Origin of the sequence: Bradyrhizobium sp. I1.14.4, from assembly GCF_050435825.1 — a bacterium.
GTDB lineage: Bacteria > Pseudomonadota > Alphaproteobacteria > Rhizobiales > Xanthobacteraceae > Bradyrhizobium.
In genome coordinates this window covers 86,355-105,515 of record NZ_JBNDLA010000008.1, presented here as the reverse complement: position 1 = coordinate 105,515, position 19,161 = coordinate 86,355, and the positions used below count along the sequence as shown (strand labels likewise).

Sequence of the window (19,161 nt, the reverse complement as noted above, 5' to 3'; positions counted from 1 at the left end):
CGGCCCTATCGGTCGGCGGCAATCGACGCCGCAGCCCCGGCTTTGCGCGGACGGACGATGCAATCGGCCATTTCATCGAGTTCGTCCAGTTCGCGCGCGTGATGCGTGCCCCATGCGCACAGCGCAAGCATGATCGGTTGCAGGCTCAGGCCGAGTGGTGTGGCGGAGTATTCCATGCGCGGCGGGACCTGGCTGAATACCTTGCGATGGACGAGGCGATGTTCCTCGAGCTCGCGCAGTTGCTGCACGAGGACCTTCTGGCTGATCTTCGGCAGTAGCCGCTGCAGGGCCGACAGGCGCTGCGGTCCATCCATCAAATGATACAGGATCACTGCCTTCCAGCGTCCGGAGATCGTCTTCAAGGCCCGTTCGATCGGTAGAGACGGCAGCCTGTTCACGACCCTCGTCATGGTCACCTCGGGGTGTTTCGGGGAGCAAATGGTGCGTAGAGCCGAATAACACATCCGGGGCAGTTTCCTGAAAACCCACCAGGAATGTTGCCATGAAAGCTGTTCTCCTGCGTCGCCTTGGCGAACCTGACGTTCTCGACGTCGTTGAGATTCCTCGGCCGGCTCCTCGCGCGGGTGAGGTGCTGATCCGCGTGATCGCTGCCGGGGTGAATTACTTCGAGGTCTTGATGCGGGCGGGCCGCTATGGATTCACGCCGCCACTTCCAATGACGCCGGGGGTCGAAGTCGCTGGTGTCGTCGAGGACGCCGGCGGGGACGGGAATGCCGGCATCGCCGTCGGCAGCCGCGTTGCGGTTCCGCTGTTCGCTCACGGCCTCAGTGGTGGCTGGGCACAATTCGTGACAGTCGACGCCCGTGCCGCGCATCCGATCCCGGATGACGTGCCTTTCGATGCCGCTGTGGCGGCAATGGTCCAGGGATTGACCGCGCTCCATGCCGTGCGACGGTGTTCGCCGACAGGCAGGACGGTGCTGATCCCGGCTGCCGCGGGCGGTGTCGGTGCCCTTATCGTCCAGCTTGCACGACGACACGGCGCGCGCAGGATCATTGCGGCGGCCGGCTCCGACGAGAAGATCGAGATTGCCCGGAGTCTTGGCGCGGATGCCGGCATCGTCACAGCTTGCGACGGTTGGGGGGCGGCCGTTGCCGACGCGGCGGGCTGCGACCGTATCGACGTTGTCTACGACTTCGTCGGGGGGATCGGGCACGAATACCTTGCGGCGCTCGCGCCGCAGGGCGAGGTGCTGTTCGGGGCGCTCGGCCGGGCCGATCTGGATCACGCTGCGCTTAACACTCTGTTTGGACAGAACCAGTCGTTGAAGGGGCTGGCGCTGATCCCGCTGCTGACGGAAGAGAACCTGCGGGCCGACCTCGCAGAACTCTACGGGCTCGTTGGACGGCGCGAACTCACGGTGCGTATCGGCGGCCGATATGCCCTCGATGACGTTGCTGAGGCACATCGTGCGATCGAGGCGCGCGGGACCACCGGCAAGGTGGTCCTGTATCCATAGCGCTCCGGCGGTCGGGGTGTTACGCCTGCGAGACCGAGGTGATCGGCGAGGCCGTTCGCATTGTCGTCGTCGCGATGAGGGCGGCGACGAGGTTGGCGGCTGCGCTGATCGCCACCGGAATGAAGTAGCTGTGGCTGATATCGTAGGCGAAGCCGGCGGCGCTTGGACCCAGCAGCGTGCCAACAGCGACGCTGGTGTAGAGGATGCCGATGATGCCGCCGACATAGCGGCCGCCGAAATGGTCGGTGACGACGGCGGGCAGGATCGCCACCCAGCCGCCATAGAACACGCCGAACAGCAGCGCAAAGACCGTGAGCGACCAGAACGTGCCGGCGATCGCCCAGATCGCCAGCGAGACGGCCATGCCGAGATACATCGCAATCAGGAAAGCGTCGCGGCCGACCCGGTCGGCGATGCCGCCGAGGAAGAACCGGCCGGCGGTGCTGCCGACGCCGATGATCCCGAGCAGCAGCACGGCGAGCGTCGGCGCCACCTGATGATCGACCGCAAAGGGGACCAGGTGCACGAAGGGCACGAACACCCCGAACGCGCTGATCAGGCATGCCGCATAGAGCCCGGCGAAGCGGGCGGTCCGCACCGCGTCGCGGATCGAAACACCCCCGCGGGGCGGCGCGCCTGCAACCGCCTCAAGCGGATCGCCGTCCGGTCCGGTGCCGTAGCGGTGCGGATCGTCCGCGATCAAGAGCGATGCTCCGATGCCAGCGACGGCGGCGACAACGCCCAGCACGACATAGGCATCGCGCCAGCCGAAGCCCGTGATCAGCCAGGTCGCGAGCGGCGGCATCGCCAGTGTCCCGACGCCGATCCCGCTGACGGCGAGGCCCGACGCAAAACCGCGCCGCCGGACGAACCAGTGTTGCACGGCGCCCAAGGTCGGGACGTAGGCGCAACCGACGCCGGCGCCAATGCCGATGCTGTAGGCGGCATAGACCTGGAGGATGGTCTGCGCCTGTCCCGCCAGCACCATGCCGAGACCGACCAGCGCCATTCCAAGGCCCGCGAGCCTGCGGGCGCCCCAGCGATCGGCAAGCGGACCGGAGATGATGCCGAGACCGAAATACAGGAAGCCAGCGAACGAGAACACCAGCGAGACCGAGCCGCGCGAGGCGCCGAACTCCAGTTGCAAGGACTCGACAAAGGACGAAAACGTATAGGCGCTGCCGAAGCCGATAAAGGTCACGACGAAGGCTGCTGCGACGACGTACCAGCCGTAGAACGGCTTTGCTCGTTGATAACCGGCGTGCATGGCGGCATTCCTCACGATCGTGCTCCCTGTGCCGCGCGACCGCCGGCCTTGGCCGGCGGATAGAGCAGCAGCTGCGTGCAGCGAAACAGCGCGACGGTCCTGCCCGTTGCCTCGCTGCGGACTTCGGCGTCCCACACCTGGGTCGTTCGCCCGGCGTGAACGAGGCGCGCCTCGCAGCTCACGCCGCCTTCGCGCGCGGCGCCGACGAAGTTCGTCTTCAACTCTCCGGTGGCGAAGCCGATTGCGCCGTCCGGCAAGGATGCGAGGCAGCCGAACCCGCACGCGGTGTCGGCCAGCGCGACGACGCTTGCGCCGTGCAGCAGCCCGTGCGGCGAGAAGTGCTTTGCCGAGACATCGAAGCGGCCGCGGATGAGACCGCGTTCGGCGTCGACCCATTGAAAGTCCAGCAGGCCGGACAGGCTGCCGGATTGCGACGCGTTGATGCGATCGACAAGTTGGCTGGTATGTCCGCCTGCACCGATCTCGTGCAGGGCGAGTTTGTTGGGGACCTCAGTCATGTCCTGGCTCCTTCAAGGAACCGAAAGCCGTCGTCGGAAGCCGCAAGGTAGAATTAGAAAATCTCACGTTCTTGGCTCGGATTGCTCTGCGTTGACGCGGCTTCCAGCATTAAGATAGGCTGATAGAAGGCGCGGAAGGCCAAGTTGGCAAACCAGATTTGCTGCATAATTGAGATTAGAAAAACTAAATCATGGAGAGCAGGCTGCCACCCCTGAATGCGCTGAAGGCGTTCGAAGCCGCCGCCCGCCATCTCTCGGTGAAGCTTGCGGCCGAGGAGCTGTGTGTGACGCCGGGCGCGGTCAGCCAGATGCTCAAGACGCTGGAAGCCCACCTCGGCGTCAAGCTGTTCGAGCGAGTGCCGCGCGGCATCTATCTGACCGACGCCGGCCGCGACTATCTGCCGTCGATCCGCAATGCGTTTCGCCAGATAGCGGATGCTTCGCATCGCGTCGCTGCATCAGTCGATGTCGGTACGCTGACGGTGAGCGTCACGCCGTTCTTTGCGTCGGCCTGGCTGGTGCCGCGCATGGCGTCGTTTCAGGGCGCGTATCCCGAGATCGATCTGCAGATCGTCACCAGCAACACGCTAGTCGATTTCTCGCGCAGCGGCGTCGACGTCGCGGTGCGCCACGGCCTCGGCCGTTATCCGGGGCTGCGCAGCGACCGCGTCGTCACCGTCGAGATGGTGGTGGTCGCGTCGCCGTCGCTGGTTGCGCGCCTTGGGCGGCCGAGAGCTCCCGGCGAACTCGCCTGCTGGCCGCAGGTGCACGACGCCGATCGCAAGGGATGGAGCCTGTGGTTTCAAGCCAATGGCATTGCGGAGGTTCGCACGCCGCGCGGTCCCTCGTTCGACGACAGCAGCCTGCTTCTGAAGGCTGTCCTGACCGGGCAGGGCGCGGGCCTGCTACCGGCGGCGATGGTCGCAAGTGAGATCGAGAACGGCGAACTGATCCAGCTGCTTGAGACCGCGCATATGGAGGAGTTCGCCTATTATCTCGTCTGCCCCGACAACCGGCAGGGGCTTCCGAAGATCGCGGCGTTCAGGGAATGGATCCTGGGGCCGGTCGCACAGTCAGCGCCTGCCGAGCATTAGTTATCCGCCGCGGCGGCCTATCGATCGAACGTTGGGCGGAAAGACCGCGCGTGATGCCCGACAAGTCGCAAGTTGCAGATTTGGTGATCTCGTGATTTTGATCGCATGTGAGAGGCCAAGGCAGAATAGAGCGCGGCGGTCGGCGATCACTTGTTCGGTGAAACGGAGTGATCGCGATGCGTGTTGCCTTGCATGTTTCCTTGGCCTTGACGTTGCCCCTAGTGATCCTGTGGAGCGCGGCTGCCGACGCCGCAACTGCGCATCACCGGCGCGTGCGACAGCACCTCATCATTCGTCCAAGCGAACAGATGGCTCCTCCGAGCTGGTACCGATATCCCGGCTTCACGCCGATCCCGCCGGGCGAGAACAGAAATCTCGATCCATCCACCCGCGGCAGCGGCTGACGCCGGTTAGCGTCGCGCCCACGCATCGGCAACGTGCTCGGTTGATCGATTGGTGGACGGAGGGAAGGTCACGTCGTGCGATGGCGGAGACGGAGGGATTCGAACCCTCGATAGGCCTTTACAAGCCTATAACGGTTTAGCAAACCGCCGCCTTCAGCCACTCGGCCACGTCTCCAATGGCGCCGATATGCCCGAGAGGGCGCCGAGCCGCAAGCGGCAGATTCAGATTGCGACAAGGTGATTTGGTGGCAGCTCGGCCGCGGGCCGCCCGGGAGCGGGCGCCGAGCCATTATATAGCGCACCGATTTGAAAGAGCTGGCTCAGGTGGGGCTGTCGAAATATAAGATATAACAATGACTTATATTGATTCTTGCCCGAGATCGGAAGCGCCCGGTCCCAACATTGTTGAAAAACCGGCTGCGCTGCTCATTCCACGCTGGCGCCGCGGCGCAGGTCGGCCTCGATCTGCAATCTGGTGCCGCCACCGAATCGAGCGCGGTAGACCTGCAGGTTTTCCATGATCCGCTGGACGTAGTTCCGCGTCTCCGAGAACGGAATCAGCTCAACCCAGTCGACCGCGTCGACCTTGGGGTCGCGCGGATCGCCATAGCGCTCGATCCACTTCCGCACGCTGCCGCGGCCGGCATTGTAGGCGGCGAAGGTCAGGATGTAGGAGCCGCGATAGTCCTCGAGCAGGCCGCCGAGCTCGGCCGCGCCGAGCGTCGCGTTGTAGACCGGGTCGGTCTTCATCCGGTTGAGGTCGAAGCCGATGCCGGCGCGCTTGCAGACGTAACGTCCGGCGTCCGGCGTCACCTGCATCAGGCCGTAGGCCTGGGCCGGCGACACCACCGCCGGATTGAACGCGCTCTCCTGGCGCGCAATCGCGTAGACGACGCTCTGCTCTACCTCCGGCCCGACCTGGCGGAACGTCGGAATGCCGTTGACCGGATAGGCGTAGTGGTCGAACGGCAGTCCGCGATTGAGCGCGGCCTTGCCCATCAGCAGCATACCGCGGGCATCGCCGTGGCGCGCGGTAAGCTCGCCGAGGCCGGCCAGCGCCTCCGGATCGCCGTTGTCGCCCATGTCGCCGAAGATCGGGATCGCGAGCTCGCGCGCGTCGATCTCGTACAGCAGAGCCACCGCGCGCACGATTTCCAGCCGGTCGGCGCCGCGGCCGCGCGGCGCGCTGTTCAGCTCGATCTGTGGCAGGCCGAGCTTGGCGCGCGCGAGCTGGCCGTAATAGCTGGTCGATTGCTCGGCCGCGCGTGCGTAGGCGGCGCGCGCCTCCTGGCCGCGTCCGGCGGCCTCCGCGGCGCGGCCTTGCCAATAGCCGGCACGCGCCAGCGCAGTCGGGTTGGCGCTGCCGACGCCGATCCGCGCGAAATGCTGGGCAGCGAGGGCCGGATCGTTGAGAAAGCGCAGCGCGATCCAGCCCGAGGTGAATTCCTGCTCGGTCTTGTAGATGTCGCGGGCGGGCAGCGCCGCGTCGCGCGCGATCAGATAGGCGGTGCGAAACTCGTTGGTGTCGATCATCTTGCGCGCCAGCAGGCGGCGCTCGATCCACCATTCGTCCACGCTGTAGAGGCGGGAGGCTTCCTTCGGTGCGCTCAGCATCAGCCGCGCGGCCTCAGCGAATTTCTCCTCGCGGCGGAGCAGCTGGATCTTGGCGAACAGATAGCCGGTGTCGCCGGAGAGTTCGCTCGGCACGGCTTCGAGCAGCGCGCGCAGGTTCGAACCCTTGCGGGTGGCGGCGATGCGCGCCTTCGCCAGCGCCACATAGCCGGAGCCGAGGCGCCTGGCCTCGCGCATGCCGGCAGCCTCGTTGTCGGTGCCGTAGAGCATGGTGTCCATGCGCGCCTTGTGGTCGCCGGCGGTCAGGAACGAGCCGAACAGATCGAGCGCGGTGGTTTCGGTGTCCTCGCTCATCGGATCGTTGCGCCAGGCTTCGCGGACCAGGCGCTCGGCATTGCCGCGGTCGCCGCGCCCGATCAACACCTTGGCGAGCGCGAGCCGGCCCTTGGCCGAGACCGGCGATTCATTCTGGAACCAGGCCCAGACCGCGGAGTCGTCGCGATGGTCATCCCACAACGAAGCCTCGATGCGGCGACGCAGGAAGGTCTGCGACGGCCAGCTCGGATTGGCGTCGAGGAAGGCGCGGTAGCGCTCGACCGAGGCGCCATTGTCCTCGCTGCGCAGAATCAACCATTCGGCAAGCTTGCGCGCGACCGGATCGGAGATCGAGGCCGCGGCCTCGGTGGCGTCCGCCGGCTTCCGCTTGCGCAGCAGCTCGACGACGCTTGTGAGCGTCTCCTTGTCCGATTGCGACGTCGACGATGTCGCGGCCACTGCCGCAGGCAGCACCGGCTTGCGCACCACAGGTGCGGCATGCTGGCGGGTCGCCGGAACCAGCGCGGGCGCGGCGGCGCGGGCGGGCGCCGGCTTGCTCGGCAGACTTCCCGTTGCAACCGGAGAAGTGGGCTTGGATGTCGTGGTCTTGGAAGTGGTGGTTTTGGACGTGGTGCTCTTGGATTCGGTGGTGTTCGCGGCCGCTGCCTTGTGAGCGTCCGTCTTTGCAGGAGCAGTTTTTGCAGGAGCGGTCTTGGCAGGAGCGGTCTTGGCTCCATCTGTCTTGGCCGCGCTGGACTTGGCAGAGGTTGTCTTGTGAGCCTCGGTGTTCGCTGCGTTGGGCTTCGCAGCATCGGTCTTGGTGCCATTCGGCTTGGTTGCTGCTGGCTTTGAAGCCGCTGCCTTCGGAACCGCGGACTTGGAAGCAGCGCTCTTGGAGCCTGTGTCTTGGGCCGCCGGCTTGGCGGCCGGAACATCCTCGGCGGCCCATGCACCGGCCGTGATGGCGGCAAGGCCGACAACAAGCGCCAGGCTCGTCGCCAGCGCCGTCGATCGCAATGTGCCTGCGCGGGCGGAACGGATCACAGAAGTCCTCTGCGGCGCCGAATCATCTGGTCGCTCGGGCCATGCGTTCTTATTTGATTGAAAACGTAGACAAAATACTAAGAAGCCTGCCGGTGCGGCTGTTTGCGCCAGCACAACGGCAAAATCGCGGCTGCAAGCGGTTTTCGCGCGCCGCAGATTACCGTTGGGAATAGGTACGGTACGGCCCTTTCGCCTGTCGGCCAGACCCGATATGAATTGTCTTTGGCGTTGCGCATCAACCGGATGCCGGTTGCGCGGACGTGAAGCACGACAACAACAAGGGTCCGTCGACCTGGCCTTTAGCCTGAAGCGTTTGGAGGAAGTCCATGGCAGCCAAGACAAAATTCCGGGGATCATTCACTGCCTTGGTGACGCCCTTCAAAAACGGCTCGGTGGATGAGGCGGCGTTCCGCGGCCTCGTGAACTGGCAGATCGCCGAGGGTACGCACGGCCTGGTGCCGGTCGGCACGACAGGCGAGAGTCCGACGCTCAGCCATGACGAGCACAAGCGGGTGGTCGAGTGGTGCATCGAGGAGGCCAAGGGCCGGGTGCCCGTGATCGCCGGCGCCGGCTCGAATTCGACCAAGGAGGCGATCGAACTCGCCGAGCACGCGGAGAAGGCCGGGGCCAACGCGGTGCTGGTCGTGACGCCGTACTACAACAAGCCGACCCAGGAAGGCATGTACCAGCACTTCAAGGCGATCAACGATGCGATCGGCATTCCGATCATCATCTACAACATCCCGCCGCGCTCGGTGATCGACATGTCCGTGGATACCATGAAGCGGCTGTTCGAGCTTAGGAACATCGCCGGCGTCAAGGACGCGACCGCGAGCATGGTGCGGGTCTCGCAGCAGCGCGCAGCGATGGGCGAGGACTTCAACCAGTTGTCCGGCGAGGACGCGACCATCATCGGCTACATGGCGCATGGCGGCCATGGCTGCATCTCGGTGACCTCGAACGTCGCGCCCAGGCTGTGCTCGGAGTTCCAGACCGCCTGGCAGAAGGGCGACGTCACCGCGGCGCTGAAGATCCATGACAAGCTGATGCCGTTGCACACCAATTTGTTCATCGAGAGCAACCCGGCACCGGTGAAGTACGCGATGTCGCTGCTCGGCAAGCTGGACGAGAAGCTGCGTCTGCCGATGGTGCCGGTCGCTGAATCCACCCGCCAGGCTGTCCGCAGTGCCATGGTGCATGCCGGCCTGATCAACTGACGTAGCGGTACCGCCGTGAACAATGCCGTACGCAATGTCGAAGAGAAGGGGATGGGCATGCTGAAGGAATTCCGCGAATTCGCCATGAAGGGCAATGTCGTCGACCTCGCCGTCGCCGTCATCATCGGCGCAGCCTTCGGCGCGATCGTTACTTCGCTGGTCGGCGACATCATCATGCCGTTCATCGGCGCGATCACGGGCGGCCTCGACTTCTCCAACTATTTCACCGGACTTTCCAAGGCCGTGACGGCGACCAACCTTGCCGATGCCAAGAAGCAGGGCGCGGTGCTGGCCTGGGGCAACTTCCTGACGCTGACGCTCAACTTCCTGATCGTCGCCTTCGTGCTGTTCATGGTCATTCGCGTCATGAGCCAGTTCAAGCGCAAGGATGAGGCCAAGCCCGCCGAGCCGCCGAAGCCGTCTGACGAAGTCGTGCTGCTGACGGAAATCCGCGACCTCCTCAAGAAGGGCTAAAGTGGCCGAGAAGAACGAACGTCCGATCAAGGTTGTCGCCGAAAACCGAAAGGCCCGCTTCAACTATGCAATCGAGGATACGATCGAGGCCGGCATTTCGCTGACCGGCACCGAGGTGAAATCGATCCGCAGCGGCAAGAGCACGATCGCGGAATCCTATGCGGATTCCAAGAACGGCGAGATATGGCTGATCAATGCCAATATCCCGGAATATCTGCAGGCCAACCGCTTCAACCACGAGCCGAAGCGGCCGCGCAAGCTGCTGTTGCATCGCAAGCAGATCAACAAGCTGCTCGGTGCGGTCGACCGCGAGGGCATGACGCTCATTCCGCTGAAGCTGTACTTCAACGAGCGCGGCCGTGCGAAGCTTCTGCTCGCGATCGCCAAGGGCAAGAAGCTGCACGACAAGCGCGAGACGGAGAAGAAGCGCGACTGGAGCCGCGAAAAAGGCCGCCTGATGCGGGCGCGGGGATAGCGCCGAGCGCCGTCATTGCGATGGCGGCGGATGGAGATTGGTCCGATGAGCCAGAGCAGCCTGACCGATGTCGACTGGAGCAAGATCCCGGCGCCGGTCGACGATGGCGGCGCGGCGCATCTGACCGGCATGACGATTCCGCCGGTCAGGCTGAGCGCCACCGACGACACCACGGTGGCGCTGTCGGCGCTTGAGGGCCGCACCGTGGTGTTCGCCTATCCGCGAACCGGAGAGCCGGGCAAGATCGGGCTGGTCGATGATTGGGACATGATCCCGGGCGCGCGCGGCTGCACGCCACAGACCTGCGCGTTCCGCGACCTGTTCGCCGAGCTGAAGGCGGCCGGCGCCGCCCAGGTGTTCGGGCTGTCGACGCAAAGCAACGACTACCAGACCGAAATGGCGTCGCGCCTGCATCTGCCGTTCCCGGTGCTGTCGGATGAAGCGCTGGAACTGACGCACACGCTGAAGTTGCCGACGATGTCGGTGGCGGGCCTGACGCTGATCAAACGGCTTGCGCTGGTCATTGACGACGCGCGCATCACGCACGTGTTCTATCCGGTGTTTCCACCCGATCGGAACGCCGGCGACGTACTGACGTGGCTGAAGGACAATCCGCGGAACGGCTAGAGCGTTTTCGCGCGTAGTGGATAGCGGCTCGCCCAAAGTGGATACCGGTTCGCGTAGAGAAAAATGCCGACCCGATCGGAACGGAAAGAGCTCTAGCCGAGGTCCTTGCGCACACTCGCGAAGACCTTGCGGAACATGCTGGTCGTCAACACGCCGGTGTTCGTGTTGTAGCGCGAGCAGTGGTAGCTGTCGTAGAGCTTGAACCTGCCAGCGTTATGCACGGCGCCGTGCACAAAGGGCGCTGCGGCCAAGCGCACATCCAGTGCCTTCAAAGTCGATTCGTGCGCGATTCGCCCGAGCAGCACGATCGCGCGCAGCTTCGGCATCGTGGCGATGGTGGCGCGCAGGAATTGCCGGCAGGTGTTGATCTCGGCCGGCAGCGGCTTGTTCTGCGGCGGCACGCAGCGCACCGCGTTGCTGATCCGGCAGTCGACCAGCGTCAGGCCATCGTCCGGCCGCGCCTGATAGACGCCGCTAGCGAAACCATATTCGAGCAAGGTCGCGTAGAGCAGATCACCGGCGTAATCGCCGGTGAAGGGACGGCCGGTGCGGTTGGCGCCCTGCATGCCCGGCGCGAGCCCGACGATCAACAACCGCGCATTCGGATCGCCGAACGATTCCACCGGCGAGTTGAACCAGTCTGGATGGAGCGCGCGCGTCTGTGCGCGGAAGTCTGCCAGCCTGACACAGAGCTGACAATTGCTGTCGGGGCGCGTAGCTGCGGCGACGAGATTACTCGTCGAAATCGTCATCGGCTCCCCGTGGGGCCATGGTGGTCGCGCGCTGCAGGAATTGCGGGGAGTGGTGACGCGGTTCACGCGGGGCCGGACGTTCGGACGGATCGCGGCCAAGCTTGGATTGCAGCTCGACGAGGTCGGTGAAGACATCGGCCTGGCGGCGCAGCTCGTCGGCGATCATCGGCGGCTGGCTGGCAATCGTGGAGATGACGGTGACGCGGACACCGCGGCGCTGCACGGCCTCGACCAGCGAGCGGAAGTCGCCATCGCCGGAAAACAGAATCATCTGGTCGATGTGCTCGGCGAGCTCCATGGCATCGACGGCGAGCTCGATGTCCATATTGCCCTTCACCTTGCGGCGGCCGCTGGCGTCGATGAATTCCTTGGTGGCTTTGGTGACGACGGTGTAGCCGTTGTAGTCGAGCCAGTCGATCAGCGGACGGATCGACGAATACTCCTGATCCTCGATGATCGCCGTGTAGTAGAACGCACGGAGCAGCGTGCCGCGACTCTGGAATTCCTTGAGAAGGCGCTTGTAGTCGATGTCGAAGCCCAGCGTCTTTGCGGTTGCGTAAAGATTGGCTCCGTCGATGAAGAGCGCGATCTTGTTGGAAACAGGTGACGACATCAAAGTGTTCTCGCGTGGTTGTTAGTGTTCTTAGCGCAGCGGCAATCTCCCGCGCGCAATTTCCTGCGTAGCTGCCTAAAGTTCGGTGAATCTTTCCCCACGACAGTCACCACCGCAATTATGGTGAGGCGAGGGCAAAAAGCCTAGACCTTTGACATTGCAATGAAGAGGTTTACTTGTCTGGGACAGCAACCTAGCCATGTCGTCAGACGCTCCGGCCCTTCTGGCCCCGGCAGACCGGGTTATCAGAGCCTGTTCGGAAGGCAAATCACAAATTTTACCTTGCGAAAGCGGGGCGAGCCCTATAACTAACCCTCATAACCTACATATTCGGTCCCTATTACCACGGAGCGCCTCGAGATGGCTCGCGTCACCGTCGAAGATTGTATTGATAAGGTCGACAATCGTTTCGACCTCGTCCTGTTGGCCGCGCACCGCGCCCGGATGATCTCGTCGGGATCGCAACTCACGGTTGATCGCGATAACGACAAGAACCCGGTCGTCTCGCTGCGGGAGATCGCCGATTCCACGATCTCCCCGGAAGACCTGCGCGAGGAACTCGTGCACTCCTTGCAGAAATTCGTCGAGGTCGACGAGCCCGAGCCCGACACCGTGCCGCTGATCGGTTCCGCCGGTGCCAGCGTCGACGCCGACGACACCGAGGTCGCGATCGAGCGGATGACCGAGGAGGAGCTGCTGAAGGGCCTCGAAGGCCTGGCGCCCCCGGAGGAGCAGCCCGAGGAAGACGAGTAAGCTCCTCGTTTCGGATCAATTTGCCAAAGGCCCGGACATTGCTCCGGGCCTTTGCTTTTGTTGACAATTTTGCTGTTACGGTGCGTCCTATGCGGGCGCGGGAAATTGAATGGTTCCACAGCCTGCGCGGGGTGCAGCTTCATTCGAAAGCGCACTAGATTGAGGAAAGTGGGACATTGTGGTCCCGCGCGAGAGGCAGCGAGTTCATGGCGTATCGACGCCGCAGTTCCATCCAGATGCAGGCTGCAACCGAAACGGTCGCGGTGGCGCCGGCGTCGTCCGCGGCGGGGAGGCCGGCCAGGCCGCGGACCCGAATGATGCGACAATATGACCTCGTCGAGCGCGTCCGCTCCTATAACCCCGATACCAACGAAGATCTGCTCAATCGGGCCTACGTCTACGCCATGAAGGCGCACGGCACGCAGACGCGTGCCTCCGGCGATCCCTATTTCTCGCATCCGCTCGAGGTCGCCGCGATCCTCACCAACCTCAAGCTTGACGATGCCACGATCGTGGCGGCGCTGCTGCACGACACGATCGAGGACACCGAGGCGACGCGGGCCGAGATCGACAACGTGTTCGGCCACGAGATCGGCGCACTGGTCGAGGGCCTGACCAAGCTGAAGCGGCTGGAACTGGTGTCGCGCGAGGCCAAGCAGGCCGAGAATTTACGCAAGCTGCTGCTTGCGATCGCCGACGACGTCCGCGTGCTGCTGATCAAGCTCGCCGATCGCCTGCACAACATGCGCACGCTGGAATTCGTGCCGCCGGCCTCCCGCCGCCGCATCGCCGAGGAGACGCTGGATATCTATGCGCCGCTGGCCGGCCGCATGGGTATGCAGGAGATGCGCGGGGAACTGGAGGACCTGTCGTTCTTCGTGCTCGATCCCGAGGCCTATGCCGTGGTCAAGCAGCGGCTCGACTCACTGGCTGAGCGCAACCGCAACCTGATCGGCGAGATCGAAACCCAGCTTTCCAAGAACCTGCAGAAGAACGGCATCACGGCGCGGGTGTTTGGCCGCCGCAAGCAGCCGTTTTCGATCTGGACCAAGATGGAGCGCAAGTCGGTCGGCTTCGAGCAGCTGTCCGATATCTACGGGTTCCGCATCATCCTCGATGATGTCGGCGCCTGCTACCGTGCACTCGGCATCGTTCACACCACCTGGCCGGTCGTGCCGGGCCGCTTCAAGGATTACATCTCGACCCCGAAGCAGAACGACTACCGGTCGATCCACACCACGGTGATCGGTCCGGGCAAGCAGCGCGTCGAGCTGCAGATCCGCACCGAGGAGATGAACCAGATCGCCGAGTTCGGTATCGCCGCGCATGCCTTCTACAAGGAAGGGGCGGGCTCGCCGCACGAGCGGCTGAAGCATGAGTCCAACGCCTTCGCCTGGCTGCGCCACACCATCGGCATCCTCTCGGAAAGCGCCAATCCGGAAGAATTCCTGGAGCACACCAAGCTCGAGCTGTTCCACGACCAGGTGTTCTGCTTCACGCCCAAGGGCAAGCTGATCGCGCTGCCGCGCAACGCCAACGTGATCGATTTCGCCTATGCTGTACACACCGACGTCGGCAACAGCGCGGTGGGCTGCAAGATCAACGGCAAGTTCGCGCCGCTGTCCTCCGAGCTGCAGAACGGTGACGAGGTCGAGGTGCTGACCTCGAAGGCGCAGTCGGCCCCGCCGTCGGCGTGGGAAGCGCTCGCCCGCACCGGCAAGGCGCGGGCCGCGATCCGCCGCGCCACCCGCAACGCGGTGCGCGACCAGTATGCCGGCCTCGGCCGCCGCATCGTCGACCGCCTGTTTGCGCGCGCCAAGATCGAATATGCCGACGACAAGCTGAAGGGCGCATTGCCGCGGCTCGCGCGCACCTCGATCGAGGACGTGATGGCCTCGGTCGGGCGCGGCGAGATCAAGGCCTCCGACGTCGCGCGCGCGATGTATCCCGACTACAAGGAAGAGCGGCTGGTGCGCTACGGCGCCAAGAAGGGCCTCGCCGCCAAGCTGAAGACCCAGAACCCGCCGCATCCGGCGCGCGCCACCTCGGTGATCCCGGTGCGCGGCATCAATTCCGAGTTGCCGGTGAAGTTCGCGCCGAATGGCGGCGCGGTGCCGGGCGACCGGATCGTCGGCATCGTCACGCCGGGCGAGGGAATCACGATCTTTCCGATCCAGTCGCCTGCGCTGAAGGATTTCGAGGAGGAGCCGGAGCGTTGGCTCGACGTGCGCTGGGACATCGACGAGACCATGCCGCAGCGCTTCCCCGCGCGCATCCTGGTCCACAATGTCAACGAACCCGGCAGCCTCGCGCAGATCGCGACCGTGATCGCCGAGCACGACGGCAACATCGACAACATCCACATGTCGCGCCAATCGCCGGATTTCACGGAGCTGACCATCGATCTTGAGGTCTATGACCTCAAGCATCTCAGCGCTATCATCGCGCAGTTGCGCGCCAAGGCCGTCGTCGCGCGGGTCGAGCGCGTCAATGGGTAAGGTTGGATGCGCGGGGCATAGGCGAGCGGAAGCGACGCCGTCCTTCAAACGGCTATGCCCGCGCATGGCAGGCTAGAATTGCAGGTCAGAGTAATGTCAAAGGCTCCTCCGCTCCGTCTCGGTATCAATGTCGATCACGTCGCGACCCTGCGCAATGCACGGGGCGGAGCGCGGCCCGATCCGGTGCGGCTGGCGCTTGCGGCGATCGCGGCCGGCGCCGACGGCATTACGGCCCATTTGCGCGAGGATCGCCGTCACATCCGCGACGAGGACATGGCGCGGCTCAAGGCCGAGATATCCAAGCCACTGAATTTCGAGATGGCGGCGACCGAGGACATGCTGCGAATTTCGCTCGCCACCAGGCCGCACGCCGTCTGCCTGGTGCCGGAACGGCGCCAGGAACTCACCACCGAAGGCGGTCTCGACGTGGTTGGCCAGCACAATGCGCTGGCGCCGTTCATCGCACGGCTCAACGATGCCGGCATCCGCGTCTCGCTCTTCATTGCCGCCGATCCCAGGCAGATCGAGATGGCTGCGACGCTGAAGGCGCCGGTGATCGAGATTCATACCGGCGGCTGGTGCGATGCCGTGGTCGATGGTCACAAGGACAAGGCGGGGGCCGAATGGAAGCGCATCGTCGACGGTGCAAGGCTCGCGCAAGCGGCGGGGCTCGAGGTCCATGCCGGCCACGGGCTCGACTATGAGACCGCGGAGACGATTTCCGCACTGCCCGAAATCCGCGAGTTGAACATCGGCTATTTCATGATGGGCGAAGCGCTGTTCGTCGGCATCGCCGCGACGGTGCGCGAGATGCGTGCGGCGATGGACCGCGGCCGCGCCAAGGCGCAAGGCCGCGCATGATCATCGGCATCGGCTCCGACCTGATCGACATCACCCGGATTGCGAAGGTGATCGAGCGGCACGGCGAGCGATTCCTCGATCGCATCTTCACCGACGCCGAGCGCGCCAAGGCGATGCGCCGCGCCAACAACGAGAAGATGGTGGTCGCGACCTACGCCAAGCGTTTCGCCGCGAAGGAGGCCTGCTCCAAGGCGCTTGGCACCGGTATCCGGCGCGGGGTGTGGTGGAAGGACATGGGGGTTGTGAACCTGCCGGGAGGGCGGCCGTCGATGCGGCTGACCGGTGGGGCGCTGGCCCGGCTCCAGGAACTGACGCCCGAGGGCATGCAGGCGCAGATCGACCTTTCGATCACCGACGATTGGCCGCTCGCGCAGGCCTTCGTCATAATTTCGGCGGTTGCCCCGGCCAGATGAGCGGGCGGCGCCGGAATCCGCCGGAAAACTTCAGCAAACTAAAAAATCATTGATATTTCAATGAATTGCGAAGTTTTGAGGCGGCGATTGATTGCGCCCCTGCGAACAACCGTCTAAAACGCCGCAGGGTTATATCGAGCGAGACGCGGATTCCGGGATTAGACCGGAATTTGCCCTCAAGATCAGAATCAAGGCCATTTTCCTCACGCGAGGGTCGAACGCTTCGCGCGAAGAGAACGTTCTGCCACCGCGTGGACATCAGGGCCCACGGGAATTGGGAAAGCAATGAGCGTGACCACCGGGACCAAATCTGAGAGCGGCTTGGGCGAGACCATCCGCGTCGTCATCCATGCTCTTCTGATCGCGCTCGTTATCCGCACCTTCCTGTTCCAGCCGTTCAACATCCCCTCGGGATCGATGAAGGCGACGCTCTTGGTCGGCGACTACCTGTTCGTCTCGAAATATTCCTACGGCTATAGCCACTATTCGATTCCGTTCTCGCCGAACATTTTCTCCGGGCGCATCTTCGGCTCGGAGCCGAATCGCGGCGACATCGTGGTGTTTCGCCTGCCGCGGGATGACTCCACCGACTATATCAAGCGCGTCATCGGACTGCCGGGCGACCGCATCGAGGTCAGGAACGGGCTGCTCTACATCAACGATGAGCCGATCAAGCGGGAGCGGCTGAGCGATTTCGTCGGCGAGGACCCCTGCGGCTCGGCGGATGCCACCGCCCGCGTCAAGCGCTGGAAGGAGACCCTGCCGAACGGCGTCAGCTATGAGGCGCTGGACTGCACCGACAACAGCTACATGGACAACACCATCGTCTACACCGTTCCGCCCGGGCATTTCTTCATGATGGGCGACAACCGCGACAATTCCACCGACAGCCGCTTCCTGTCGCAGGTCGGCTACGTGCCGTTCGAGAATATCATCGGGCGCGCCCAGATGATCTTCTTCTCGATCGCCGAGGGTGAGCAGGCCTGGATGATCTGGCGCTGGCCGTTCGCTGTGCGGTGGAATCGCTTATTCTCCATCGTGCGATGAACGACGACACCGCAGCCATCAACGATCAAGCGCCCACCGGCGAGCCGAGCCAGACGCCAGCCGCCGACAGCACAGCTGCGCCGAAGAAGCGGCGCAGCAAGGCGGCCAAGGCTGCCGAAGAGAAGGCCGCGATCGCGGGCACCGAGGCGCGGATCGGGTACAAATTCTCTGACGCTGCGCTGCTGACCACCGCGTTCACCCACGTGTCCGCGCTGAAGCCGGCCACGCGAAACCGCGCCGATAGCTACCAGCGGCTGGAATTCCTCGGCGACCACGTGCTCGGGCTGATCGTCTCCGACATGCTGTTCCGGGCGTTTCCGAAGGCCGACGAGGGCGAATTGTCGAAACGGCTCGCCGACCTCGTGCGCAAGGAGAGCTGCGCCGATGTCGCCAAGTCGCTCGGATTGCTCGAGGACATCAAGCTCGGCTTGGTGAAGGCGGTCGAGGGCGCGCGGCTGCGCAAGTCAGTGCTCGGCGATATCTGCGAGGCGGTGATCGGGGCGATCTTTCTCGACGGCGGCTACGAGGCCGCGCGCCAGTTCGTCGAGCGCAACTGGACCGAACGGATGCACAAGCTGCGCCGGCCGTTGCGCGATCCAAAGACTGTGTTGCAGGAATGGGCGCAGGGCAAGGGATTGCCGACGCCGGTCTATCGCGAGGTCGAGCGCACCGGCCCGCACCACGATCCGCAATTCCGCGTTGCGGTTGATCTGCCGGGCCTGGCCTCCGCCGAGGGCCTCGGTGGCAACAAGCGCGCGGCAGAGAAAGCAGCAGCATCCGCGATGATCGAGCGCGAAGGCGTCGGGACCAATGACTGACGAAGCCAAAGGGCAGGGGGACGCGACGCGCTGCGGCTTCGTCGCGCTGATCGGTGCACCCAATGTCGGCAAGTCGACGCTGGTCAACGCGCTGGTGGGCTCCAAGGTGACCATCGTTTCGCGCAAGGTGCAGACCACACGCGCGCTGATCCGCGGCATCGTGATCGAGGGCAACGCGCAGATCATCCTGGTCGACACGCCCGGCATCTTCGCGCCGCGGCGCCGGCTTGACCGCGCCATGGTGTCGACCGCCTGGAGTGGCGCGCACGACGCCGATCTCGTCTGCGTGCTGCTCGATGCGAAGTCGGGTCTCGACGAAGAGGCCAACGCGATCCTGGCCAAGCTCGAATCCGTCGCGCATCCGAAGATCCTGGTGCTGAACAAGGTCGACCTCGTGCAGCGCGAGAAACTGCTGGCGCTGGCGCAGGCCGCCAACGAGCGGATGCGCTTCGAGCACACTTTCATGATCTCGGCGCTGTCGGGCGACGGCGTTGCCGATTTGCGCCAGACGCTGGCCAAGCTGGTGCCTGCCGGACCGTTCCTCTATCCCGAGGACCAGATGTCGGATGCACCGATGCGGCATCTGGCGGCCGAGATCACGCGCGAGAAGATCTACAGCCATCTGCATCAGGAATTGCCGTACCAGTCGACGGTCGAGACCGACAGCTGGGCCGACCGCAAGGACAAGTCGATCCGCATCGAGCAGACGATTTATGTCGAGCGCGAGAGCCAGCGCAAGATCGTGCTCGGCAAGGGCGGCGCCACCATCAAGTCGATCGGCGCGCAGGCGCGTGCCGAGATCGCCGAGATCATGGGCGTCCCGGTGCATCTGTTCCTGTTCGTCAAGGTGCGGGAGAACTGGGGCGACGACCCCGACCGCTATCGGGAAATGGGATTGGACTTCCCCAAGGAATAGAGT

General features: G+C 64.3%; 20 protein-coding genes and 1 tRNA gene. 14 read left to right on the top strand and 7 right to left on the bottom strand.

What is annotated here, in order from left to right:
* Nucleotides 1–5: 5 nt before the first annotated feature.
* A complete protein-coding gene (locus ABIB78_RS18240) occupies nt 6–410 on the bottom strand; it encodes a winged helix-turn-helix transcriptional regulator (protein WP_429026995.1) in 405 nt (134 codons plus the stop codon).
* Between the two features lie 92 nt (nt 411–502).
* On the opposite strand from ABIB78_RS18240, the gene ABIB78_RS18235 reads away from it, so the two are divergent.
* The gene (locus tag ABIB78_RS18235) at nt 503–1,480 is read left to right on the top strand and encodes a quinone oxidoreductase family protein (protein ID WP_429026993.1); all 978 of its coding nucleotides are present in this window, start codon (nt 503–505) and stop codon (nt 1,478–1,480) included.
* Nucleotides 1,481–1,499: 19 nt separating this feature from the next.
* Here ABIB78_RS18235 and ABIB78_RS18230 read toward each other — a convergent pair whose 3' ends face one another.
* Nucleotides 1,500–2,747, bottom strand: coding sequence for an MFS transporter (locus tag ABIB78_RS18230; protein WP_429027406.1), 1,248 nt, complete (start codon nt 2,745–2,747; stop codon nt 1,500–1,502).
* 11 nt (nt 2,748–2,758) lie between these two features.
* The gene (locus ABIB78_RS18225; RefSeq protein WP_429026990.1) at nt 2,759–3,265 is read right to left on the bottom strand and encodes a PaaI family thioesterase; all 507 of its coding nucleotides are present in this window, start codon (nt 3,263–3,265) and stop codon (nt 2,759–2,761) included.
* Nucleotides 3,266–3,456: 191 nt separating this feature from the next.
* Between ABIB78_RS18225 and gcvA the strand changes: the two genes are divergently transcribed.
* Nucleotides 3,457–4,359, top strand: coding sequence for a transcriptional regulator GcvA (gcvA, locus tag ABIB78_RS18220; protein ID WP_429026987.1), 903 nt, complete (start codon nt 3,457–3,459; stop codon nt 4,357–4,359).
* 176 nt (nt 4,360–4,535) lie between these two features.
* Nucleotides 4,536–4,763: a hypothetical protein gene (locus ABIB78_RS18215; protein ID WP_429026986.1), complete on the top strand. Its 228-nt coding sequence runs from the start codon at nt 4,536–4,538 to the stop codon at nt 4,761–4,763.
* 81 nt (nt 4,764–4,844) lie between these two features.
* Here ABIB78_RS18215 and ABIB78_RS18210 read toward each other — a convergent pair.
* Nucleotides 4,845–4,938, bottom strand: a tRNA-Ser gene (locus tag ABIB78_RS18210).
* Nucleotides 4,939–5,189: 251 nt separating this feature from the next.
* Nucleotides 5,190–7,694 carry a transglycosylase SLT domain-containing protein gene (locus ABIB78_RS18205; RefSeq protein WP_429026985.1) on the bottom strand — a complete coding sequence of 835 codons (2,505 nt, stop codon included), beginning with the start codon at nt 7,692–7,694 and terminating at the stop codon, nt 5,190–5,192.
* A gap of 326 nt (nt 7,695–8,020) precedes the next feature.
* Here ABIB78_RS18205 and dapA point away from each other — a divergent pair, with 326 nt between their 5' ends.
* The 4 genes from dapA to ABIB78_RS18185 are packed head-to-tail and all read left to right on the top strand — an operon-like array spanning nt 8,021 to nt 10,487.
* Complete coding sequence (gene dapA, locus ABIB78_RS18200; RefSeq protein WP_429026983.1) at nt 8,021–8,911, top strand: 4-hydroxy-tetrahydrodipicolinate synthase; 891 nt, start codon at nt 8,021–8,023, stop codon at nt 8,909–8,911.
* Between the two features lie 57 nt (nt 8,912–8,968).
* Nucleotides 8,969–9,385, top strand: a complete 417-nt coding sequence (mscL, locus tag ABIB78_RS18195; RefSeq protein WP_429027404.1) for a large conductance mechanosensitive channel protein MscL — start codon at nt 8,969–8,971, stop codon at nt 9,383–9,385.
* Between the two features lies 1 nt (nt 9,386).
* Nucleotides 9,387–9,860 (top strand): SsrA-binding protein SmpB, encoded by a 474-nt coding sequence (smpB, locus tag ABIB78_RS18190; RefSeq protein ID WP_429026981.1) that lies wholly within the window; start codon nt 9,387–9,389, stop codon nt 9,858–9,860.
* Nucleotides 9,861–9,905: 45 nt separating this feature from the next.
* Nucleotides 9,906–10,487, top strand: a complete 582-nt coding sequence (locus ABIB78_RS18185; protein WP_429026979.1) for a peroxiredoxin — start codon at nt 9,906–9,908, stop codon at nt 10,485–10,487.
* A gap of 92 nt (nt 10,488–10,579) precedes the next feature.
* On the opposite strand, the gene ABIB78_RS18180 is transcribed toward ABIB78_RS18185, so the two are convergent.
* Both ABIB78_RS18180 and ABIB78_RS18175 read right to left on the bottom strand, forming a co-directional pair.
* On the bottom strand, nt 10,580–11,239 hold the full coding sequence (locus tag ABIB78_RS18180) for a uracil-DNA glycosylase (RefSeq protein ID WP_429026977.1): 660 nt from the start codon (nt 11,237–11,239) through the stop codon (nt 10,580–10,582).
* A complete protein-coding gene (locus tag ABIB78_RS18175; protein ID WP_016844002.1) occupies nt 11,220–11,852 on the bottom strand; it encodes an NYN domain-containing protein in 633 nt (210 codons plus the stop codon). The genes ABIB78_RS18180 and ABIB78_RS18175 overlap by 20 nt, the downstream gene beginning before the upstream one ends.
* A gap of 360 nt (nt 11,853–12,212) precedes the next feature.
* Between ABIB78_RS18175 and rpoZ the strand changes: the two genes are divergently transcribed.
* The 7 genes from rpoZ (at nt 12,213) to era (ending at nt 19,158) form a co-directional block, all read left to right on the top strand.
* On the top strand, nt 12,213–12,605 hold the full coding sequence (gene rpoZ / locus ABIB78_RS18170; protein ID WP_044542538.1) for a DNA-directed RNA polymerase subunit omega: 393 nt from the start codon (nt 12,213–12,215) through the stop codon (nt 12,603–12,605).
* Nucleotides 12,606–12,811: 206 nt separating this feature from the next.
* Nucleotides 12,812–15,103: a RelA/SpoT family protein gene (locus tag ABIB78_RS18165; protein WP_429026975.1), complete on the top strand. Its 2,292-nt coding sequence runs from the start codon at nt 12,812–12,814 to the stop codon at nt 15,101–15,103.
* A gap of 93 nt (nt 15,104–15,196) precedes the next feature.
* Nucleotides 15,197–15,964: a pyridoxine 5'-phosphate synthase gene (locus ABIB78_RS18160; RefSeq protein WP_429026973.1), complete on the top strand. Its 768-nt coding sequence runs from the start codon at nt 15,197–15,199 to the stop codon at nt 15,962–15,964.
* Nucleotides 15,961–16,377 (top strand): holo-ACP synthase, encoded by a 417-nt coding sequence (acpS, locus tag ABIB78_RS18155; RefSeq protein ID WP_076857949.1) that lies wholly within the window; start codon nt 15,961–15,963, stop codon nt 16,375–16,377. The genes ABIB78_RS18160 and acpS overlap by 4 nt, the downstream gene beginning before the upstream one ends.
* Nucleotides 16,378–16,662: 285 nt before the next feature.
* Nucleotides 16,663–17,424 (top strand): signal peptidase I, encoded by a 762-nt coding sequence (gene lepB / locus ABIB78_RS18150; RefSeq protein ID WP_429026971.1) that lies wholly within the window; start codon nt 16,663–16,665, stop codon nt 17,422–17,424.
* Nucleotides 17,421–18,242: a ribonuclease III gene (gene rnc / locus ABIB78_RS18145; protein ID WP_429026969.1), complete on the top strand. Its 822-nt coding sequence runs from the start codon at nt 17,421–17,423 to the stop codon at nt 18,240–18,242. The genes lepB and rnc overlap by 4 nt, the downstream gene beginning before the upstream one ends.
* On the top strand, nt 18,235–19,158 hold the full coding sequence (gene era / locus ABIB78_RS18140; RefSeq protein WP_429026966.1) for a GTPase Era: 924 nt from the start codon (nt 18,235–18,237) through the stop codon (nt 19,156–19,158). Before rnc ends, era begins: the two co-directional genes overlap by 8 nt.
* The last annotated feature ends 3 nt before the right edge of the window (nt 19,159–19,161 follow it).

Bases quoted from the DNA above. Each gene is read 5' to 3' on its own strand.
- ABIB78_RS18240 (WP_429026995.1), bottom strand. From the start codon at position 410: ATGACGAGGGTCGTGAACAGGCTGCCGTCTCTACCGATCGAACGGGCC.
- ABIB78_RS18235 (WP_429026993.1), top strand. From the start codon at position 503: ATGAAAGCTGTTCTCCTGCGTCGCCTTGGCGAACCTGACGTTCTCGAC.
- ABIB78_RS18230 (WP_429027406.1), bottom strand. From the start codon at position 2,747: ATGCACGCCGGTTATCAACGAGCAAAGCCGTTCTACGGCTGGTACGTC.
- ABIB78_RS18225 (WP_429026990.1), bottom strand. From the start codon at position 3,265: ATGACTGAGGTCCCCAACAAACTCGCCCTGCACGAGATCGGTGCAGGC.
- gcvA (WP_429026987.1), top strand. From the start codon at position 3,457: ATGGAGAGCAGGCTGCCACCCCTGAATGCGCTGAAGGCGTTCGAAGCC.
- ABIB78_RS18215 (WP_429026986.1), top strand. From the start codon at position 4,536: ATGCGTGTTGCCTTGCATGTTTCCTTGGCCTTGACGTTGCCCCTAGTG.
- dapA (WP_429026983.1), top strand. From the start codon at position 8,021: ATGGCAGCCAAGACAAAATTCCGGGGATCATTCACTGCCTTGGTGACG.
- mscL (WP_429027404.1), top strand. From the start codon at position 8,969: ATGCTGAAGGAATTCCGCGAATTCGCCATGAAGGGCAATGTCGTCGAC.
- ABIB78_RS18185 (WP_429026979.1), top strand. From the start codon at position 9,906: ATGAGCCAGAGCAGCCTGACCGATGTCGACTGGAGCAAGATCCCGGCG.
- ABIB78_RS18180 (WP_429026977.1), bottom strand. From the start codon at position 11,239: ATGACGATTTCGACGAGTAATCTCGTCGCCGCAGCTACGCGCCCCGAC.
- ABIB78_RS18175 (WP_016844002.1), bottom strand. From the start codon at position 11,852: ATGTCGTCACCTGTTTCCAACAAGATCGCGCTCTTCATCGACGGAGCC.
- rpoZ (WP_044542538.1), top strand. From the start codon at position 12,213: ATGGCTCGCGTCACCGTCGAAGATTGTATTGATAAGGTCGACAATCGT.
- ABIB78_RS18165 (WP_429026975.1), top strand. From the start codon at position 12,812: ATGGCGTATCGACGCCGCAGTTCCATCCAGATGCAGGCTGCAACCGAA.
- ABIB78_RS18160 (WP_429026973.1), top strand. From the start codon at position 15,197: ATGTCAAAGGCTCCTCCGCTCCGTCTCGGTATCAATGTCGATCACGTC.
- acpS (WP_076857949.1), top strand. From the start codon at position 15,961: ATGATCATCGGCATCGGCTCCGACCTGATCGACATCACCCGGATTGCG.
- lepB (WP_429026971.1), top strand. From the start codon at position 16,663: ATGAGCGTGACCACCGGGACCAAATCTGAGAGCGGCTTGGGCGAGACC.
- rnc (WP_429026969.1), top strand. From the start codon at position 17,421: ATGAACGACGACACCGCAGCCATCAACGATCAAGCGCCCACCGGCGAG.
- era (WP_429026966.1), top strand. From the start codon at position 18,235: ATGACTGACGAAGCCAAAGGGCAGGGGGACGCGACGCGCTGCGGCTTC.